Origin of the sequence: Pantoea sp. USMM079 (assembly GCF_037153115.1) — a bacterium.
GTDB lineage: Bacteria > Pseudomonadota > Gammaproteobacteria > Enterobacterales > Enterobacteriaceae > Pantoea > Pantoea communis.
The window spans coordinates 108148-126480 of sequence record NZ_JBBCKX010000010.1; the positions used below are offsets into that span (position 1 = coordinate 108148).

The 18333-nt window shown below is 50.4% G+C and carries 32 protein-coding genes; all 32 read left to right on the forward strand.

Going from position 1 to position 18333, the window contains the following annotated elements:
* Positions 1–28 precede the first annotated feature (28 nt).
* Positions 29–2143: an elongation factor G gene (fusA, locus tag WFP70_RS15260; RefSeq protein ID WP_097119691.1), complete on the forward strand. Its 2115-nt coding sequence runs from the start codon at positions 29–31 to the stop codon at positions 2141–2143.
* A 69-nt stretch (positions 2144–2212) separates the two neighbouring features.
* Positions 2213–3397, forward strand: coding sequence for an elongation factor Tu (gene tuf, locus WFP70_RS15265; protein WP_034830763.1), 1185 nt, complete (start codon positions 2213–2215; stop codon positions 3395–3397).
* Positions 3398–3574: 177 nt separating this feature from the next.
* Positions 3575–3769 (forward strand): bacterioferritin-associated ferredoxin, encoded by a 195-nt coding sequence (gene bfd, locus WFP70_RS15270; protein ID WP_034830760.1) that lies wholly within the window; start codon positions 3575–3577, stop codon positions 3767–3769.
* Positions 3770–3873: 104 nt separating this feature from the next.
* Positions 3874–4356, forward strand: a complete 483-nt coding sequence (gene bfr, locus WFP70_RS15275; protein WP_034830757.1) for a bacterioferritin — start codon at positions 3874–3876, stop codon at positions 4354–4356.
* A 323-nt stretch (positions 4357–4679) separates the two neighbouring features.
* A complete protein-coding gene (gene rpsJ / locus WFP70_RS15280) occupies positions 4680–4991 on the forward strand; it encodes a 30S ribosomal protein S10 (protein ID WP_006120582.1) in 312 nt (103 codons plus the stop codon).
* Positions 4992–5023: 32 nt separating this feature from the next.
* A complete protein-coding gene (gene rplC, locus WFP70_RS15285) occupies positions 5024–5650 on the forward strand; it encodes a 50S ribosomal protein L3 (protein ID WP_038644330.1) in 627 nt (208 codons plus the stop codon).
* Positions 5651–5660: 10 nt separating this feature from the next.
* The gene (rplD, locus tag WFP70_RS15290) at positions 5661–6266 is read left to right on the forward strand and encodes a 50S ribosomal protein L4 (RefSeq protein ID WP_034830751.1); all 606 of its coding nucleotides are present in this window, start codon (positions 5661–5663) and stop codon (positions 6264–6266) included.
* Positions 6263–6565, forward strand: coding sequence for a 50S ribosomal protein L23 (rplW, locus tag WFP70_RS15295; RefSeq protein ID WP_034830749.1), 303 nt, complete (start codon positions 6263–6265; stop codon positions 6563–6565). Before rplD ends, rplW begins: the two co-directional genes overlap by 4 nt.
* A 17-nt stretch (positions 6566–6582) precedes the next feature.
* Positions 6583–7404: a 50S ribosomal protein L2 gene (gene rplB, locus WFP70_RS15300; RefSeq protein WP_034830746.1), complete on the forward strand. Its 822-nt coding sequence runs from the start codon at positions 6583–6585 to the stop codon at positions 7402–7404.
* Between the two features lie 16 nt (positions 7405–7420).
* A complete protein-coding gene (rpsS, locus tag WFP70_RS15305) occupies positions 7421–7699 on the forward strand; it encodes a 30S ribosomal protein S19 (protein WP_001138115.1) in 279 nt (92 codons plus the stop codon).
* A 13-nt stretch (positions 7700–7712) separates the two neighbouring features.
* Positions 7713–8045 (forward strand): 50S ribosomal protein L22, encoded by a 333-nt coding sequence (rplV, locus tag WFP70_RS15310; RefSeq protein WP_007891659.1) that lies wholly within the window; start codon positions 7713–7715, stop codon positions 8043–8045.
* A 17-nt stretch (positions 8046–8062) separates the two neighbouring features.
* Entirely contained in the window at positions 8063–8761 is a 699-nt protein-coding gene (gene rpsC / locus WFP70_RS15315) for a 30S ribosomal protein S3 (protein ID WP_034830744.1), read from the forward strand.
* Positions 8762–8773: 12 nt separating this feature from the next.
* Positions 8774–9184, forward strand: coding sequence for a 50S ribosomal protein L16 (gene rplP, locus WFP70_RS15320; protein ID WP_002438716.1), 411 nt, complete (start codon positions 8774–8776; stop codon positions 9182–9184).
* Positions 9184–9372, forward strand: a complete 189-nt coding sequence (gene rpmC / locus WFP70_RS15325; RefSeq protein WP_034830743.1) for a 50S ribosomal protein L29 — start codon at positions 9184–9186, stop codon at positions 9370–9372. The genes rplP and rpmC overlap by 1 nt, the downstream gene beginning before the upstream one ends.
* Positions 9372–9626 carry a 30S ribosomal protein S17 gene (gene rpsQ, locus WFP70_RS15330; protein ID WP_008104738.1) on the forward strand — a complete coding sequence of 85 codons (255 nt, stop codon included), beginning with the start codon at positions 9372–9374 and terminating at the stop codon, positions 9624–9626. The genes rpmC and rpsQ overlap by 1 nt, the downstream gene beginning before the upstream one ends.
* A gap of 169 nt (positions 9627–9795) precedes the next feature.
* The gene (rplN, locus tag WFP70_RS15335) at positions 9796–10167 is read left to right on the forward strand and encodes a 50S ribosomal protein L14 (RefSeq protein WP_006120590.1); all 372 of its coding nucleotides are present in this window, start codon (positions 9796–9798) and stop codon (positions 10165–10167) included.
* 10 nt (positions 10168–10177) lie between these two features.
* Positions 10178–10492 carry a 50S ribosomal protein L24 gene (gene rplX, locus WFP70_RS15340; RefSeq protein WP_034830741.1) on the forward strand — a complete coding sequence of 105 codons (315 nt, stop codon included), beginning with the start codon at positions 10178–10180 and terminating at the stop codon, positions 10490–10492.
* A 14-nt stretch (positions 10493–10506) separates the two neighbouring features.
* A complete protein-coding gene (gene rplE / locus WFP70_RS15345) occupies positions 10507–11046 on the forward strand; it encodes a 50S ribosomal protein L5 (protein ID WP_013510763.1) in 540 nt (179 codons plus the stop codon).
* A gap of 14 nt (positions 11047–11060) precedes the next feature.
* The gene (rpsN, locus tag WFP70_RS15350; RefSeq protein WP_006120592.1) at positions 11061–11366 is read left to right on the forward strand and encodes a 30S ribosomal protein S14; all 306 of its coding nucleotides are present in this window, start codon (positions 11061–11063) and stop codon (positions 11364–11366) included.
* Between the two features lie 32 nt (positions 11367–11398).
* Positions 11399–11791: a 30S ribosomal protein S8 gene (gene rpsH, locus WFP70_RS15355; RefSeq protein WP_007891668.1), complete on the forward strand. Its 393-nt coding sequence runs from the start codon at positions 11399–11401 to the stop codon at positions 11789–11791.
* A 12-nt stretch (positions 11792–11803) separates the two neighbouring features.
* Entirely contained in the window at positions 11804–12337 is a 534-nt protein-coding gene (gene rplF, locus WFP70_RS15360; RefSeq protein ID WP_034830740.1) for a 50S ribosomal protein L6, read from the forward strand.
* A 9-nt stretch (positions 12338–12346) separates the two neighbouring features.
* Positions 12347–12700: a 50S ribosomal protein L18 gene (gene rplR / locus WFP70_RS15365; RefSeq protein WP_008104733.1), complete on the forward strand. Its 354-nt coding sequence runs from the start codon at positions 12347–12349 to the stop codon at positions 12698–12700.
* A 14-nt stretch (positions 12701–12714) separates the two neighbouring features.
* Entirely contained in the window at positions 12715–13215 is a 501-nt protein-coding gene (gene rpsE / locus WFP70_RS15370) for a 30S ribosomal protein S5 (protein ID WP_007891679.1), read from the forward strand.
* Positions 13216–13220: 5 nt separating this feature from the next.
* The gene (gene rpmD / locus WFP70_RS15375) at positions 13221–13400 is read left to right on the forward strand and encodes a 50S ribosomal protein L30 (protein WP_021186404.1); all 180 of its coding nucleotides are present in this window, start codon (positions 13221–13223) and stop codon (positions 13398–13400) included.
* A 3-nt stretch (positions 13401–13403) separates the two neighbouring features.
* Positions 13404–13838 carry a 50S ribosomal protein L15 gene (gene rplO / locus WFP70_RS15380; RefSeq protein WP_034830738.1) on the forward strand — a complete coding sequence of 145 codons (435 nt, stop codon included), beginning with the start codon at positions 13404–13406 and terminating at the stop codon, positions 13836–13838.
* A 7-nt stretch (positions 13839–13845) separates the two neighbouring features.
* A complete protein-coding gene (secY, locus tag WFP70_RS15385; protein ID WP_007891686.1) occupies positions 13846–15177 on the forward strand; it encodes a preprotein translocase subunit SecY in 1332 nt (443 codons plus the stop codon).
* A 32-nt stretch (positions 15178–15209) separates the two neighbouring features.
* Positions 15210–15326 (forward strand): 50S ribosomal protein L36, encoded by a 117-nt coding sequence (gene rpmJ / locus WFP70_RS15390; RefSeq protein WP_004160566.1) that lies wholly within the window; start codon positions 15210–15212, stop codon positions 15324–15326.
* Positions 15327–15472: 146 nt separating this feature from the next.
* On the forward strand, positions 15473–15829 hold the full coding sequence (gene rpsM / locus WFP70_RS15395; RefSeq protein ID WP_034830736.1) for a 30S ribosomal protein S13: 357 nt from the start codon (positions 15473–15475) through the stop codon (positions 15827–15829).
* A gap of 16 nt (positions 15830–15845) precedes the next feature.
* Positions 15846–16235 carry a 30S ribosomal protein S11 gene (gene rpsK, locus WFP70_RS15400; protein ID WP_004160563.1) on the forward strand — a complete coding sequence of 130 codons (390 nt, stop codon included), beginning with the start codon at positions 15846–15848 and terminating at the stop codon, positions 16233–16235.
* Positions 16236–16266: 31 nt separating this feature from the next.
* Positions 16267–16887, forward strand: coding sequence for a 30S ribosomal protein S4 (rpsD, locus tag WFP70_RS15405; RefSeq protein WP_007891687.1), 621 nt, complete (start codon positions 16267–16269; stop codon positions 16885–16887).
* Positions 16888–16912: 25 nt separating this feature from the next.
* Positions 16913–17902 (forward strand): DNA-directed RNA polymerase subunit alpha, encoded by a 990-nt coding sequence (locus tag WFP70_RS15410; protein WP_007891688.1) that lies wholly within the window; start codon positions 16913–16915, stop codon positions 17900–17902.
* A 40-nt stretch (positions 17903–17942) separates the two neighbouring features.
* Positions 17943–18329 carry a 50S ribosomal protein L17 gene (gene rplQ / locus WFP70_RS15415; protein ID WP_003850180.1) on the forward strand — a complete coding sequence of 129 codons (387 nt, stop codon included), beginning with the start codon at positions 17943–17945 and terminating at the stop codon, positions 18327–18329.
* The last annotated feature ends 4 nt before the right edge of the window (positions 18330–18333 follow it).

Genomic DNA, 18333 nt, shown 5'->3' on the forward strand with positions numbered 1-18333 from the left:
TAGAACGTCTCAGAATCAGAGGAATCAAATGGCTCGTAAAACACCCATTGAGCGCTATCGTAACATCGGTATCAGTGCTCACATCGACGCCGGTAAAACTACCACTACCGAACGTGTTCTGTTCTACACCGGTGTAAACCACAAAATCGGTGAAGTGCATGACGGCGCCGCAACCATGGACTGGATGGAGCAGGAACAGGAACGTGGTATTACCATCACTTCCGCTGCAACCACCTGTTACTGGTCAGGTATGGCTAAGCAGTTCGAGCCACACCACGTCAACATCATTGACACCCCGGGACACGTTGACTTCACCATCGAAGTTGAGCGTTCTATGCGTGTGCTTGATGGCGCAGTAATGGTTTACTGTGCGGTTGGTGGTGTTCAGCCACAGTCTGAAACCGTATGGCGTCAGGCTAACAAATATAAAGTTCCACGCATCGCGTTCGTTAACAAAATGGACCGCATGGGTGCTAACTTCCTGAAAGTTGTTGATCAGATGAAAACGCGCCTGGGTGCAAACCCGGTTCCGCTTCAGCTGGCAATCGGCGCAGAAGAGAAATTCACCGGTGTTGTTGACCTGGTGAAAATGAAAGCCATCAACTGGAACGATGAAGATCAGGGCGTTACCTTCGTTTACGAAGATATCCCAGCTGATATGCAGGAACTGGCTGATGAATGGCGTGCGAATCTTGTTGAAGCCGCTGCAGAAGGTTCTGATGAGCTGATGGAGAAATTCTTCGGCGGTGAAGAGCTGACTGAAGAAGAGATCAAAACTTCTCTGCGTAAGCGCGTGCTGAAAAACGAAATCATCCTGGTTACCTGTGGTTCTGCATTTAAGAACAAAGGTGTTCAGGCGATGCTGGATGCGGTAGTTGAATACCTGCCAGCACCGACTGACGTTACCGCGATCAACGGTATGCTGGACGACGGTAAAGACACGCCGGCTGAGCGTCATTCTGACGACAACGAGCCGTTTGCTGCTCTGGCGTTCAAAATCGCAACCGACCCGTTTGTGGGTAACCTGACCTTCTTCCGCGTTTACTCTGGTGTTGTTAACACCGGTGACACCGTGTTCAACCCGGTTAAGTCAAACCGTGAGCGTCTGGGCCGTATCGTTCAGATGCACGCTAACAAACGTGAAGAGATCAAAGAAGTTCGTGCGGGCGACATCGCAGCTGCGATCGGCCTGAAAGATGTGACCACTGGTGACACCCTGTGTGATCCAGAAAATGTCATCATCCTTGAGCGCATGGAATTCCCAGAGCCAGTAATCTCTATCGCCGTTGAGCCGAAAACCAAAGCTGACCAGGAAAAAATGGGTCTGGCTCTGGGTCGTCTGGCAAAAGAGGATCCATCTTTCCGCGTATGGACTGATGAAGAATCTAACCAGACCATCATCGCGGGTATGGGTGAGCTGCACCTCGACATCATCGTTGACCGTATGAAGCGTGAGTTCAACGTTGAAGCGAACGTCGGTAAACCACAGGTTGCTTATCGCGAAGCGATTCGTTCTAAAGTTACCGATGTTGAAGGTAAACACGCTAAGCAGTCTGGTGGTCGTGGTCAGTACGGTCATGTTGTTATCGACATGTACCCACTGGAGCCGGGTTCTAACCCTAAAGGTTACGAATTCGTCAACGACATCAAGGGTGGTGTGATTCCAACTGAATACATCCCTGCGGTTGATAAAGGTATCCAGGAGCAGCTGAAGTCTGGTCCACTGGCCGGTTACCCGGTAGTAGATCTGGGTGTTCGTCTGCACTTCGGTTCTTACCATGACGTTGACTCCTCTGAGCTGGCGTTTAAACTGGCCGCTTCTTTAGCCTTCAAAGATGGCTTTAAGAAAGCACAGCCCGTTCTGCTTGAGCCGATCATGAAGGTTGAAGTAGAGACTCCGGAAGAGAACACCGGTGACGTTATCGGTGACCTTAGCCGTCGTCGTGGTATGCTCAAAGGACAGGAATCTAACGCTACTGGCGTTCAGATCCATGCTGAAGTTCCACTGTCTGAAATGTTCGGATATGCAACCCAGCTGCGTTCTCTGACTAAAGGCCGTGCTTCTTACTCCATGGAGTTCCTGAAGTACGATGATGCGCCGAACAACGTCGCTCAGGCCGTTATTGAAGCTCGTAGCAAATAAGCTACGGTTTAAAAATTGTGAACTGATGCCTTCATGACTCATGAAGGCACAACGTAAGGAATTATCGCCATGGCGAAAGAGCAATTTCAGCGTAACAAACTGCACGTAAACGTTGGCACCATCGGTCACGTTGACCATGGTAAAACCACTCTGACTGCAGCTATCACCACCGTTCTGGCTAAAACCTACGGCGGCTCTGCTAAAGCGTTCGATCAGATCGATAACGCACCAGAAGAGAAAGCTCGTGGTATCACCATCAACACTTCACACGTTGAATATGAAACCCCGACTCGCCACTACGCGCACGTTGACTGCCCAGGCCACGCCGACTATGTGAAAAACATGATCACCGGTGCTGCGCAGATGGACGGCGCGATCCTGGTTGTTGCTGCGACTGATGGCCCAATGCCACAGACCCGTGAGCACATCCTGCTGGGTCGTCAGGTTGGCGTTCCTTACATCATCGTGTTCCTGAACAAGTGCGACATGGTTGATGATGAAGAGCTGCTGGAACTGGTAGAGATGGAAGTTCGCGATCTGCTGTCAGCTTACGACTTCCCAGGCGACGATACTCCAATCGTACGCGGTTCTGCTCTGCAGGCACTGAACGGTGTTGCTGAGTGGGAAGAGAAGATCATTGAGCTGGCTGGTCACCTGGATAACTACATCCCAGAGCCAGTACGTGCAATCGACCTGCCGTTCCTGCTGCCAATCGAAGACGTATTCTCAATCTCAGGCCGTGGTACTGTTGTAACCGGTCGTGTTGAGCGCGGTATCGTTAAAGTGGGCGACGAAGTTGAAATCGTTGGTATCAAGGCGACTGTTAAGTCTACCTGTACTGGCGTTGAAATGTTCCGTAAGCTGCTGGACCAGGGTCAGGCGGGTGAAAACTGTGGTGTTCTGCTGCGCGGTATCAAGCGTGAAGACATCCAGCGTGGTCAGGTACTGGCTAAGCCAGGCACCATCAAGCCACACACCAAGTTCGTATCAGAAGTATACGTACTGTCTAAAGACGAAGGCGGCCGTCATACTCCGTTCTTCAAAGGCTACCGTCCACAGTTCTACTTCCGTACTACTGACGTGACTGGTAACGTTGAGCTGCCAGAAGGCGTTGAGATGGTAATGCCAGGCGACAACGTGAAAATGACCGTTGAGCTGATCCACCCAATCGCGATGGACCAGGGTCTGCGTTTCGCAATCCGTGAAGGCGGCCGTACTGTTGGTGCGGGCGTTGTTGCTGAAGTTCTCGCTTAATTGCGTTAATGTCGGTGGTTGCTTAGGTAGCCACCGCAGCACGAAAAGAGAGCACTTCGGTGCTCTTTTTTTTGCCTGAAATTCACCGCTCAAGCCAATCCCACACAAAAGCTACGTTTGAAATAAAAACCATTCTCATTTACACTTTGATCAGAATTTGTACTGGAGTCGCAGTAAATGTACGTCTGTCTGTGTAATGCCGTGAGTGACAAAACCCTCCGTGAAGTAGTGCGTCGCTATCAGCCCAAATCGATCCAACATCTTCGTCAACTGGTTCCTATCGGAAAACAGTGTGGTAAGTGCATCCGTTTTGCGCGCGAGATTATGGATGATGAGCTGCAGAAGGTACCGCTGTACAAAGAAATCGCTTAGGTCGACTCGACAGCCTCTGGCAATAACCACAAAAACAGTCCTGTTTTTTTGACTTCTTTTTATCCGCATCTACGATCTATTTACCTGGAAGCGGAGGAAGCAAAATGAAGGGCGACAGTAAAATCATAACTCATCTCAATAAACTGCTGGGGAATGAACTGGTTGCGATTAATCAGTACTTTCTTCATGCACGTATGTTCAAAAACTGGGGGCTTATTCGCCTCAACGATGTCGAGTATCACGAATCCATCGATGAAATGAAGCATGCGGACAAATACATCGAGCGCATTCTTTTCCTTGAAGGGATTCCAAATTTGCAGGATCTCGGCCGGTTGCGTATTGGTGAAGATGTCCCGGAAATGTTGCAATCCGATCTGACGCTGGAGTTAGAAGGGGCGAAGGATTTACGTGAAGCGATTGCCTATGCCGACAAGGTGCATGATTACGTCAGCCGCGACATGATGATTGAGATTCTGGGTGAGGAAGAGCATCACATTGACTGGCTGGAAACAGAACTCGACCTGATTCAAAAACTCGGTTTGCAGAATTACCTGCAGGCGCAATTAAAAGAAGAAAGCACAGACTAAAACCCTTTCGTTGTAGCAATGTCACAGAGCCTGTAGGGGGAAATATCGAGCCCCATACAGGCTTTTTCGTATTTAGTCCGCAATTGATGTGGTTAAAAACGCATCACGGGTTGCTTCCTGAACTGATTTGCGTATAATGCGCGGGCCTGCCGATATTGGTATGGCGCGATTCGAGCAGAATCGCAGGTGATAGCAAGCTATGTATCACCTGACAATACTCCCGATTGGGGAGTTATATGCTGAACGATTACACTCCTCCATCAATCGTAATGGGTGTGGGTAGTAATTCTTTTCGTTTATAAAATGTTTGGAGCCTTGGTCTCATGTCGAACCAAAGAATCCGTATCCGTCTTAAAGCGTTTGATCATCGCCTGATCGATCAATCAACCGCGGAAATCGTTGAGACTGCCAAGCGCACTGGTGCGCAGGTACGTGGTCCGATCCCGCTGCCAACTCGCAAAGAGCGTTTCACCGTTCTGATCTCTCCGCACGTTAACAAAGACGCGCGCGATCAGTACGAGATCCGTACTCACAAGCGTCTGGTAGACATCGTTGAGCCAACTGAAAAAACCGTTGATGCACTGATGCGTCTGGATCTGGCTGCCGGTGTTGACGTGCAGATCAGCCTGGGTTAATCAGGTCATCGAGCGATTGAGAGGTTGATACAATGATTGGTTTAGTCGGTAAAAAAGTGGGCATGACTCGCATCTTCACTGAAGATGGCGTTTCAATCCCAGTAACCGTAATCGAAGTTGAAGCAAACCGCGTTACTCAGGTCAAAGGCCTGGAAAACGACGGTTACCAGGCTATCCAGGTGACCACCGGTGCTAAAAAAGCAAACCGTGTGAGCAAGCCGGAAGCAGGTCATTTTGCTAAAGCTGGCGTTGAAGCTGGCCGTGGTCTGTGGGAATTCCGCACCGAAGGTGAAGAGTACTCAGTAGGCCAGAGCATCAGTGTTGAAATTTTCGCTGACGTTAAAAAAGTAGACGTTACCGGTACCTCTAAAGGTAAAGGTTTCGCAGGTACCGTTAAGCGCTGGAACTTCCGTACCCAGGACGCTACACACGGTAACTCCTTGTCTCACCGCGTTCCGGGTTCTATCGGTCAGAACCAGACTCCGGGCAAAGTGTTCAAAGGCAAGAAAATGGCTGGTCAACTGGGTAACGAGCGCGTAACCGTTCAGAGCCTGGAAGTGGTACGTGTTGACGCTGAGCGCAACCTGCTGCTGGTCAAAGGTGCTGTCCCGGGTGCAACCGGCAGCGACCTGATTGTTAAACCAGCTGTGAAGGCGTAAGGGGATAGCAATGGAATTAGTACTGAAAGACGCGCAGAGCGCGCTGACTGTTTCCGAAACTACCTTCGGTCGTGATTTCAACGAAGCGCTGGTTCACCAGGTTGTTGTTGCTTATGCCGCTGGTGCTCGTCAGGGTACTCGTGCGCAGAAAACTCGTGCTGAAGTAACTGGTTCAGGCAAAAAGCCTTGGCGCCAGAAAGGTACCGGCCGTGCGCGTTCAGGTTCTGTAAAGAGCCCGATCTGGCGTTCAGGTGGCGTGACCTTCGCTGCGCGTCCACAGGACCACAGTCAAAAAGTTAACAAGAAGATGTACCGCGGCGCGCTGAAAAGCATCCTGTCCGAACTGGTACGTCAGGACCGTCTGATCGTTGTCGAGACGTTCTCTGTAGAAGCGCCTAAAACTAAGCTGCTGGCACAGAAACTGAAAGACATGGCGCTGGAAGACGTGCTGATCATCACCGGTGAACTGGATGAGAATCTGTTCCTGGCTGCGCGTAACCTGTACAAGGTTGACGTGCGTGATGCAGCAGGTATCGACCCAGTTAGCCTGATCGCCTTCGACAAAGTCGTTATGACTGCGGAAGCAGTTAAGCAAGTTGAGGAGATGCTGGCATGATCCGTGAAGAACGTCTGCTGAAAGTCGTACGTGCACCGCACGTATCTGAAAAAGCATCTACTGCGATGGAAAAAAGCAATACCATCGTTCTCAAAGTTGCTAAAGACGCGACCAAAGCAGAGATCGTTGCTGCTGTTGAGAAGCTGTTCGAAGTTGAAGTTAAAGACGTAAACACCCTGGTTGTTAAGGGTAAAGTTAAGCGTCACGGACAGCGTATCGGTCGTCGTAGCGACTGGAAAAAAGCTTACGTCACCCTGAAGGAAGGCCAGAATCTGGACTTCGTCGGCGGCGCTGAGTAAGTCGGAGGAGAAAGACAATGGCAGTTGTTAAATGTAAACCGACATCTCCGGGTCGTCGTCACGTAGTTAAAGTGGTGAACCCAGAGCTGCACAAGGGCAAACCTTTTGCTCCGCTGTTAGAAAAAAACAGCAAATCCGGTGGTCGTAACAACAATGGTCGTATCACTACCCGTCATATCGGTGGTGGTCACAAGCAGGCTTACCGTATTGTTGACTTCAAACGCAACAAAGATGGTATCCCAGCAGTTGTTGAGCGTCTTGAGTACGATCCGAACCGTTCTGCGAACATCGCACTGGTTCTGTACAAAGATGGCGAGCGCCGTTACATCCTGGCCCCTAAAGGCCTTAAAGCTGGTGATCAGGTTCAATCTGGCGTTGATGCTGCGATTAAAGCAGGTAACACCCTGCCAATGCGTAACATCCCGGTGGGTTCTACCGTTCACAACGTAGAAATGAAACCAGGCAAAGGCGGTCAGATTGCTCGCTCAGCTGGTACTTACGTGCAGATCGTTGCGCGTGATGGTTCCTACGTAACCCTGCGTCTGCGTTCAGGCGAAATGCGTAAAGTCGAAATCGACTGCCGCGCAACCCTGGGCGAAGTCGGTAACGCTGAGCACATGCTGCGCGTTCTGGGTAAAGCTGGTGCAACCCGTTGGCGTGGTGTTCGTCCTACCGTTCGCGGTACTGCGATGAACCCAGTCGATCACCCGCACGGTGGTGGTGAAGGTCGTAACTTTGGTAAGCACCCGGTAACTCCGTGGGGCGTTCAGACCAAAGGTAAGAAGACCCGTAGCAACAAGCGTACTGATAAATTTATCGTACGTCGCCGTAGCAAATAATTTTAGAGGATAAGCCATGCCACGTTCTCTCAAGAAAGGTCCTTTTATTGACCTGCACTTGCTGAAGAAGGTAGAGAAAGCGGTGGAAAGCGGTGACAAGAAGCCCCTGCGCACTTGGTCCCGTCGTTCAACGATCTTCCCTAACATGATCGGTTTGACCATCGCTGTCCATAATGGTCGTCAGCACGTTCCTGTCTTTGTATCCGACGAAATGGTCGGCCACAAACTGGGTGAATTTGCACCGACACGTACTTATCGCGGCCATGCTGCAGATAAGAAAGCCAAGAAGAAATAAGTAGGAGGAAGAGATGGAAACTATTGCTCAACATCGCCATGCTCGTTCTTCTGCTCAGAAGGTCCGCCTTGTTGCTGACCTGATTCGCGGTAAGAAAGTGTCGCAGGCTCTGGATATTCTGACCTACACCAACAAGAAAGCTGCTGTGTTGGTTAAGAAAGTCCTGGAATCTGCCATTGCGAACGCCGAACACAACGATGGCGCTGATATCGACGATCTGAAAGTCGCGAAAATCTTCGTAGACGAAGGCCCAAGCATGAAGCGCATTATGCCGCGTGCGAAAGGTCGTGCAGATCGCATCCTGAAGCGCACCAGCCACATTACTGTGGTTGTGTCCGATCGCTGAGACTCTGGAGACTAGCAATGGGTCAGAAAGTACATCCTAATGGTATTCGCCTGGGTATTGTAAAACCATGGAACTCTACCTGGTTTGCGAACACCAAAGAATTCGCTGACAACCTGGACAGCGATTTTAAAGTACGTCAGTTCCTGACTAAGGAACTGGCTAAAGCGTCTGTATCTCGTATCGTTATCGAGCGTCCGGCTAAGAGCATCCGTGTGACCATTCACACCGCTCGCCCGGGTATCGTTATCGGTAAGAAAGGTGAAGACGTAGAAAAACTGCGCACGGTCGTAGCGAAAATCGCTGGCGTTCCTGCACAGATCAATATCGCCGAAGTCCGTAAACCGGAACTGGACGCTAAATTGGTTGCTGATAGCATCACTTCACAGCTGGAGCGTCGTGTGATGTTCCGTCGTGCGATGAAGCGTGCTGTTCAGAACGCAATGCGTCTGGGCGCGAAGGGTATTAAAGTTGAAGTTAGCGGCCGTTTGGGCGGAGCCGAGATCGCACGTACCGAATGGTACCGTGAAGGTCGCGTGCCACTGCACACTCTGCGTGCAGACATTGACTACAACACCTCTGAAGCGCACACCACTTATGGTGTAATCGGCGTTAAGGTATGGATCTTCAAAGGTGAGATCCTGGGTGGTATGGCTGCTGTTGAACAACCGGAACCGGCTGCTCAACCTAAAAAGCAGCAGCGTAAAGGCCGTAAGTAAGGAGAGTCGCTGATGTTACAACCAAAGCGTACGAAATTCCGTAAAGTGCACAAAGGCCGCAACCGTGGTCTGGCGCAGGGTACGGATGTCAGCTTCGGTACTTTCGGTCTGAAAGCTGTTGGCCGTGGTCGTCTGACTGCTCGTCAGATCGAAGCAGCACGTCGTGCTATGACCCGTGCAGTTAAGCGTCAAGGTAAGATCTGGATCCGTGTATTCCCGGACAAACCGATCACCGAGAAGCCGCTTGAAGTGCGTATGGGTAAAGGTAAGGGTAACGTGGAGTATTGGGTTGCCCTGATCCAACCGGGTAAAGTCCTGTATGAAATGGACGGTGTTCCGGAAGAGCTTGCCCGTGAAGCATTCAAGCTGGCAGCAGCAAAACTGCCTATCAAAACCACCTTTGTTACTAAGACGGTGATGTAATGAAAGCAAATGAGCTGCGTGAAAAAAGCGTTGAAGAGCTGAACGCTGAGCTTCTTAACCTGCTGCGTGAGCAATTCAACCTGCGCATGCAGGCAGCATCCGGCCAGCTGCAGCAGACCCATCTGCTGAAGCAAGTGCGTCGTAATGTTGCACGTGTTAAGACTTTACTGACTGAGAAGGCGGCGTAATGACCGATAAAATCCGTACTCTGCAGGGTCGTGTAATTAGTGACAAAATGCAGAAATCTGCAGTAGTTGCTATCGAACGTGTCGTGAAACACCCGATCTACGGTAAGTTCATCAAGCGTACGACTAAGCTGCACATCCATGACGAGAACAACGAATGTGGAATCGGTGACGTGGTAGAAATCCGCGAAACCCGTCCACTGTCTAAGACTAAGTCTTGGGCGCTGGTTCGCGTTGTAGAGAAAGCGGTTCTGTAATAGAATCCGCTTCCTCTAAAAAATAAAATGAACGGCTCGTCTGAGCCGTTCATTTTTTCTACCCATCTGCGAGAACCGGTGTTATAATGCCGCGCCCTCAATTATGGGGCTTTTTAACGACCTGAGGTTTGGGTCCCGAAGTAGTAGTTGACATTAGCGGAGCACTAAAATGATCCAAGAACAGACTATGCTGAACGTCGCCGACAACTCCGGTGCACGTCGCGTAATGTGTATCAAGGTTCTGGGTGGCTCGCACCGTCGCTACGCAGGCGTCGGCGACATCATTAAAGTTACCATCAAGGAAGCAATTCCTCGCGGTAAAGTTAAGAAAGGTGATGTCCTGAAGGCGGTAGTGGTGCGCACCAGGAAGGGTGTTCGTCGCCCGGACGGTTCTGTCATTCGCTTCGATGGTAATGCATGCGTTATTTTAAACAATAACAGCGAGCAGCCTATCGGTACGCGTATTTTTGGGCCGGTAACTCGTGAACTTCGTACTGAAAAGTTCATGAAAATTATCTCTCTGGCACCAGAAGTACTCTAAGGAGCGAGCAATGGCAGCGAAAATCCGTCGTAACGACGAAGTTATCGTGATTACCGGTAAAGACAAAGGTAAACGCGGTAAAGTAAAGAATGTCCTGACTTCTGGTAAGGTCATCGTTGAAGGTATCAACCTGGTTAAGAAACACCAGAAGCCGGTTCCGGCTCTGAACCAACCAGGCGGCATCGTTGAAAAAGAAGCTGCTATTCAGGTTTCTAACGTTGCAATCTTCAATGCGGCAACCGGCAAGGCTGACCGTGTAGGCTTTAGATTCGAAGAAGGCAAAAAAGTCCGTTTCTTCAAGTCTAATAGCGAAACTATCAAGTAATTTGGAGTAGTACGATGGCGAAACTGCATGATTACTACAAAGACGAAGTAGTCCAGAAACTCATGACTGAGTTCGGCTACAATTCTGTCATGCAAGTCCCTCGGGTCGAGAAGATCACCCTGAACATGGGTGTTGGTGAAGCGATCGCTGACAAGAAACTGCTGGATAACGCAGCAGCTGATCTGGCAGCAATCTCCGGTCAAAAACCGTTGATCACCAAAGCACGCAAATCAGTTGCAGGCTTCAAAATCCGTCAGGGCTATCCGATCGGCTGTAAAGTAACTCTGCGCGGCGAGCGCATGTGGGAGTTCTTTGAGCGCCTGATCACTATTGCTGTACCACGTATTCGTGACTTCCGCGGCTTGTCTGCTAAGTCTTTCGATGGTCGCGGTAACTACAGCATGGGCGTTCGTGAGCAGATCATCTTCCCAGAAATCGATTATGACAAAGTCGATCGCGTTCGTGGTTTGGATATTACCATTACCACTACTGCGAAATCTGATGATGAAGGCCGTGCTCTGCTGGCTGCCTTTGACTTCCCGTTCCGCAAGTAAGGTAGGGTTACTTAATGGCTAAGCAATCGATGAAAGCACGCGAAGTAAAGCGTGTGAAATTAGCAGACAAGTTCTTCGCTAAGCGCGCAGAACTGAAAGCGATCATTTCTGATGTGAACGCATCCGACGAAGATCGTTGGGATGCCGTTCTCAAGCTGCAGAGTCTGCCGCGTGATTCCAGCCCTTCCCGTCAGCGTAACCGCTGCCGTCAGACAGGTCGTCCGCACGGTTTCCTGCGGAAGTTTGGGTTGAGCCGTATCAAGGTCCGTGAAGCCGCAATGCGCGGTGAAATCCCGGGTCTGAAAAAGGCTAGCTGGTAATTGTCACCATTTGAATCACGGGAGTAACACAGATGAGCATGCAAGATCCGATCGCGGATATGCTGACCCGTATCCGTAACGGTCAGGCCGCGAACAAAGTTGCGGTCTCTATGCCTTCCTCCAAGCTGAAAGTGGCAATTGCCAACGTGCTGAAGGAAGAAGGCTACATTGAAGATTTTAAAATCGAAGGCGACATCAAGTCTGAGCTGGAAGTTACTTTAAAGTATTTCCAGGGCAAGGCTGTGGTAGAGAGCATTCAGCGTGTTAGCCGTCCAGGTCTGCGCATCTATAAGAAAAAAGATGAGCTGCCAAAAGTAATGGCTGGTCTGGGCATCGCTGTAATCTCTACCTCTAAAGGTGTCATGACTGATCGTGCAGCGCGCCAGGCTGGTCTTGGTGGCGAAATTATCTGCTACGTAGCGTAATCGGAGGATAAAATGTCTCGTGTTGCAAAAGCACCTGTCGTTGTTCCTGCGGGCGTAGAGGTAAAACTCAACGGTCAGGAAGTTTCGATCAAAGGCAAAAACGGCGAGCTGACTCGTACTATCAACAGTGCTGTAGAAGTTAAGCATGCAGACAACGCCCTGACTTTCGCTCCACGCGAAGGCTTCTCGGACGCTTGGGCACAGGCAGGTACTGCTCGTGCGCTGCTGAACGGCATGGTTATCGGTGTTACCGAAGGCTTCACCAAGAAGCTGCAACTGGTTGGTGTTGGTTATCGTGCAGCTGTTAAAGGCAACTCTGTGAGCTTGGCCCTGGGCTTCTCTCACCCTGTTGACCATGCACTGCCGGCCGGCATCACTGCTGAATGTCCAACTCAGACTGAAATCGTGCTGAAAGGCGCTGATAAACAGCTGATTGGTCAGGTTGCAGCGGATCTGCGCGCCTACCGTCGTCCTGAGCCTTACAAAGGCAAGGGTGTTCGTTACGCCGACGAAGTCGTGCGTACCAAAGAGGCTAAGAAGAAGTAAGGTAACACTATGGATAAGAAATCTGCTCGTATCCGTCGTGCGACCCGTGCACGTCGCAAGCTCAAAGAGCTGGGTGCTACTCGCCTGGTGGTACATCGTACCCCGCGTCATATTTACGCACAGGTGATCGCCCCGAACGGTTCCGAAGTTCTGGTTGCTGCTTCTACTGTAGAAAAAGCTATTGCCGAACAACTGAAGTACACCGGTAACAAAGACGCTGCTGCAGCTGTAGGTAAAGCTCTGGCTGAGCGCGCTGTCGAGAAAGGCATTACTAATGTTTCTTTCGACCGTTCCGGGTTCCAATATCATGGTCGTGTCCAGGCACTGGCAGATGCTGCCCGTGAAGCTGGCCTTCAGTTCTAAGGTAGAGGTCTAAGATGTCAAACATCGAGAAACAAGCTGGCGAACTGCAGGAAAAACTGATCGCGGTAAACCGTGTATCTAAAACTGTAAAAGGTGGTCGTATTTTCTCCTTCACCGCACTGACTGTAGTGGGTGATGGTAACGGCCGCGTTGGTTTTGGTTACGGTAAAGCGCGTGAAGTTCCAGCAGCGATCCAGAAAGCGATGGAAAAAGCCCGTCGCAACATGATTAACGTCGCGCTGACTCACGGCACCCTGCAGCACCCTGTTAAAGGTGCTCACACGGGTTCTCGTGTGTTCATGCAGCCAGCTTCTGAAGGTACCGGTATCATCGCCGGCGGTGCAATGCGCGCTGTTTTAGAAGTTGCTGGAGTGCATAACGTTCTGGCTAAAGCGTATGGTTCTACTAACCCGATTAACGTGGTTCGTGCAACTATCGATGGCTTGGGCAATATGAATTCTCCAGAAATGGTCGCTGCCAAGCGTGGTAAATCCGTTGAAGAAATTCTGGGGTAATCACGATGGCTAAGACTATTAAAATTACACAAACCCGCAGTTCAATCGGCCGCCTGCCTAAGCACAAAGCCACTCTGGTTGGCTTGGGTCTGCGTCGTATTGGTCATACCGTTGAGCGTGAAGACACGCCAGCAGTGCGCGGTATGGTTAACGCGATTTCCTACATGCTGAAAGTGGAGGAGTAAGAGATGCGCTTAAACACTCTGTCTCCGGCCGAAGGGTCTAAACACGCTTCTAAGCGTCTGGGTCGTGGTATCGGTTCTGGCCTCGGTAAAACCGGTGGTCGTGGTCACAAAGGTCAGAACTCTCGTTCTGGCGGTGGCGTACGTCGCGGTTTCGAGGGTGGTCAGATGCCTCTGTATCGTCGTCTGCCGAAATTCGGTTTCACCTCTCGCAAAGCAATGGTCACTGCAGAAGTTCGTCTGTCTGACCTGGCGAAAGTTGAAGGCGGTATTGTTGACCTGAATACTCTGAAAGCAGCCAACATCATCGGTGTTCAGATCGAGTTCGCGAAAGTGATTCTGTCTGGTGAAGTTTCTGCACCGGTAACGATTCGTGGTCTGCGTGTCACTAAAGGTGCGCGTGCTGCAATCGAAGCTGCTGGCGGTAAAATCGAGGAATAAGTAGCAGATGGCAAAGCAACCGGGATTAGATTTTCAAAGTGCCAAAGGTGGCTTTGGTGAACTGAAGCGCAGACTTTTGTTTGTTATCGGTGCACTGATTGTCTTCCGTATTGGCTCTTTTATTCCAATCCCTGGTATCGATGCCACTGTACTTGCCAAACTGCTTGAGCAACAGCGTGGCACCATCATTGAAATGTTCAACATGTTCTCTGGTGGTGCTCTCAGTCGTGCCTCAATCTTCGCACTGGGTATTATGCCGTATATTTCGGCCTCTATTATTATCCAGTTGCTGACGGTGGTTCATCCCGCGTTGGCCGAGATTAAGAAAGAGGGTGAAGCTGGTCGTCGTAAGATTAGCCAGTACACTCGCTATGGCACCCTGGTTCTGGCTGTATTCCAGTCGATCGGTATTGCTACCGGTCTGCCGAATATGCCTGGAATGCAAGGCCTGGTAATGAATCCAGGTTTCGCATTCTACTTTACCGCTGTTGTAAGTCTGGTTACCGGGACAATGTTCCTGATGTGGCTGGGCGAACAGATTACTGAACGAGGTATCGGTAACGGTATCTCGATCATTATCTTCGCAGGTATTGTTGCGGGTCTCCCGCCGGCCATTGGCCATACCATCGAGCAAGCGCGGCAAGGTGACCTGCACTTCCTCCTGTTGCTGTTGGTTGCAGTTCTTGTATTTGCAGTGACGTTCTTTGTTATTTTCGTTGAGCGTGGCCAGCGCCGCATTGTGGTCAACTACGCTAAACGTCAGCAAGGTCGTCGTGTATATGCTGCACAGAGCACACATTTACCGTTGAAAGTGAATATGGCGGGTGTAATTCCGGCTATCTTTGCTTCCAGCATTATTCTGTTCCCAGCAACCATCGCGTCATGGTTCGGGGGCGGAACCGGTTGGAACTGGCTGACAACAATTTCGCTGTATTTGCAACCAGGACAGCCGCTTTATGTGCTACTCTATGCGACTGCAATCATCTTCTTCTGTTTCTTCTACACGGCGTTGGTTTTCAACCCACGTGAAACAGCTGATAACTTGAAGAAGTCTGGAGCATTCGTACCGGGAATTCGTCCGGGAGAGCAAACGGCGAAGTATATCGATAAAGTAATGACACGTTTGACCTTAATCGGCGCACTGTACATTACCTTTATCTGCCTGATCCCGGAGTTCATGCGTGATGCCATGAAGGTTCCCTTCTACTTTGGCGGCACATCGCTGCTTATCGTAGTGGTTGTCATCATGGACTTTATGGCTCAAGTGCAAACTCTGATGATGTCGAGTCAGTATGAGTCTGCATTGAAGAAAGCAAACCTGAAAGGCTACGGCCGTTAATTCAGGCGCTTGAGAAGTTACGGAGAGTAAAAATGAAAGTTCGTGCTTCCGTCAAGAAATTATGTCGTAACTGCAAAATCATCCGCCGCGACGGTGTCGTACGTGTGATTTGCAGCGCCGAGCCAAAGCATAAACAGCGCCAAGGCTGATATTGTCACATATTTTTCTTGCAAAGTCGGGTTGAGCTGGCTAGATTAGCCAGCCAATCTTTTGTATGTCGATGCGTTACCATTTGAGTATCCTGAAAACGGGCTTTTCAGCATGGGACGCATTTATTTAATTATAGGAGTGCATAGTGGCCCGTATAGCAGGCATTAACATTCCTGATCAAAAACATACCGTAATCGCATTAACTTCGATCTTCGGTATCGGCAAGACCCGTTCTAAAGCCATCTGCGCTTCAACGGGTATCGCTGAAAATGTTAAGATCAGAGAGCTGTCTGAAGAACAAATTGAACAGCTGCGTGAAGCAGTTGGTAAATTCGTTGTTGAAGGTGATCTGCGCCGTGAAATCACCCTGAGCATCAAGCGTCTGATGGACCTTGGTTGCTATCGTGGTTTACGCCATCGTCGTGGTCTGCCAGTTCGCGGTCAGCGTACTAAGACCAATGCACGTACCCGTAAGGGTCCGCGTAAACCGATCAAGAAATAATCGGGGTGAGTAAATAATGGCAAAGGCACCAGTTCGTGCACGCAAGCGTGTAAGAAAGCAAGTCTCAGATGGCGTGGCTCATGTCCATGCATCTTTTAACAACACCATCGTTACCATCACTGATCGTCAGGGTAACGCACTGGGTTGGGCAACCGCCGGTGGTTCCGGTTTCCGCGGTTCACGTAAATCTACTCCGTTTGCTGCTCAGGTAGCTGCAGAGCGCTGTGCAGAAGCAGTGAAAGATTACGGTATTAAGAATCTGGAAGTTATGGTTAAGGGTCCAGGTCCAGGTCGCGAATCAACAATTCGTGCTCTGAACGCTGCTGGTTTCCGCATCACTAATATTACTGATGTGACTCCAATCCCTCACAACGGTTGTCGTCCGCCGAAAAAACGTCGCGTTTAACGCCCGTTTTTAGGTTAGTTGGAGAAAGAAAATGGCAAGATATTTGGGTCCTAAGCTCAAGCTGAGCCGTCGTGAGGGCACCGACTTATTCCTTAAGTCTGGCGTTCGCGCGATCGATACCAAGTGCAAAATTGAACAACCACCTGGCCAGCACGGTGCGCGTAAACCGCGTCTGTCTGACTACGGCGGTCAGTTACGTGAGAAGCAGAAAGTTCGTCGTATGTACGGCGTGCTTGAGCGTCAGTTCCGTAACTACTACAAAGAAGCAGCACGTCTGAAAGGCAACACCGGTGAAAACCTGTTGGCTCTGCTGGAAGGTCGTCTGGATAACGTTGTTTACCGTATGGGCTTTGGTGCCACTCGTGCAGAAGCACGTCAGCTGGTTAGCCATAAATCTATCCTGGTGAACGGTCGCGTTGTTAACATCGCTTCTTATCAGGTATCTCCGAATGATGTCGTTAGCATCCGTGAGAAAGCCAAACAGCAATCTCGCGTGAAGGCCGCTCTGGAGCTGGCTGAGCAGCGTGAAAAGCCAACCTGGCTGGAAGTTGATGCGACTAAGATGGAAGGTGTGTTCAAGCGTATTCCTGAACGTACTGATCTGTCTGCGGACATTAACGAACACCTGATCGTCGAGCTTTACTCTAAGTAAAGCTTAGTACCAAAGAGAGGACACAATGCAGGGTTCTGTGACAGAGTTTCTAAAACCGCGCCTGGTAGATATCGAGCAAGTGAGTTCGACGCACGCCAAGGTGACCCTTGAGCCGTTAGAGCGTGGCTTTGGCCATACTCTTGGCAACGCACTGCGCCGTATTCTGCTTTCTTCCATGCCGGGTTGCGCGGTGACCGAGGTTGAGATCGATGGCGTGCTCCACGAGTACTCCACCAAAGAGGGCGTACAGGAAGATATCCTGGAAATCCTGCTCAATCTGAAAGGGCTGGCGGTAAGAGTTCAGGGTAAAGATGAAGTCATCCTTACTTTGAATAAATCTGGCATTGGCCCTGTGACTGCAGCCGATATCACCCACGACGGTGATGTCGAAATCGTCAAGCCACAGCATGTAATCTGCCATCTGACCGATGAAAACGCATCTATTAGCATGCGTATCAAAGTTCAGCGTGGTCGTGGTTATGTGCCGGCTTCTGCCCGAATTCATTCGGAAGAAGATGAGCGCCCAATCGGCCGTCTGTTGGTTGACGCTTGCTACAGCCCTGTAGACCGTATCGCCTACAATGTTGAAGCAGCGCGTGTAGAACAGCGCACCGACCTGGACAAGCTGGTCATCGAAATGGAAACCAACGGCACAATCGATCCTGAAGAGGCGATTCGTCGTGCGGCTACCATCCTGGCAGAACAACTGGAAGCTTTCGTTGACTTACGTGATGTACGTCAGCCGGAAGTGAAAGAAGAGAAACCAGAATTCGATCCGATCCTGCTGCGCCCTGTTGACGATCTGGAATTGACTGTCCGCTCTGCTAACTGCCTCAAGGCAGAAGCTATCCACTACATCGGTGATCTGGTACAGCGTACCGAGGTTGAGCTGCTTAAAACGCCTAACCTTGGTAAAAAATCTCTTACTGAGATTAAAGATGTGCTCGCTTCACGTGGTTTGTCTCTGGGCATGCGCCTGGAAAACTGGCCACCAGCAAGCATTGCTGATGAATAATCAGATCACAGGTTAAGGTTTCACTGAGAAGGATAAGGTCATGCGCCATCGTAAGAGTGGTCGTCAACTGAACCGCAACAGCAGCCATCGTCAGGCTATGTTCCGCAACATGGCCGGTTCTCTGGTTCGTCACGAGATCATCAAAACGACTCTGCCGAAAGCCAAAGAACTGCGTCGCGTAGTTGAGCCGCTGATTACTCTTGCCAAGACCGACAGCGTAGCTAATCGTCGTCTGGCATTCGCCCGCACTCGTGATAACGAGATCGTGGCAAAACTGTTTAACGAGCTGGGCCCGCGTTTCGCGAGCCGTGCCGGTGGTTACACTCGTATTCTGAAGTGTGGCTTCCGTGCTGGTGACAACGCTCCGATGGCTTACATCGAGCTGGTTGATCGTCCAGAAGCTCAAGCAGAAGCTGCTGCAGAGTAATTTG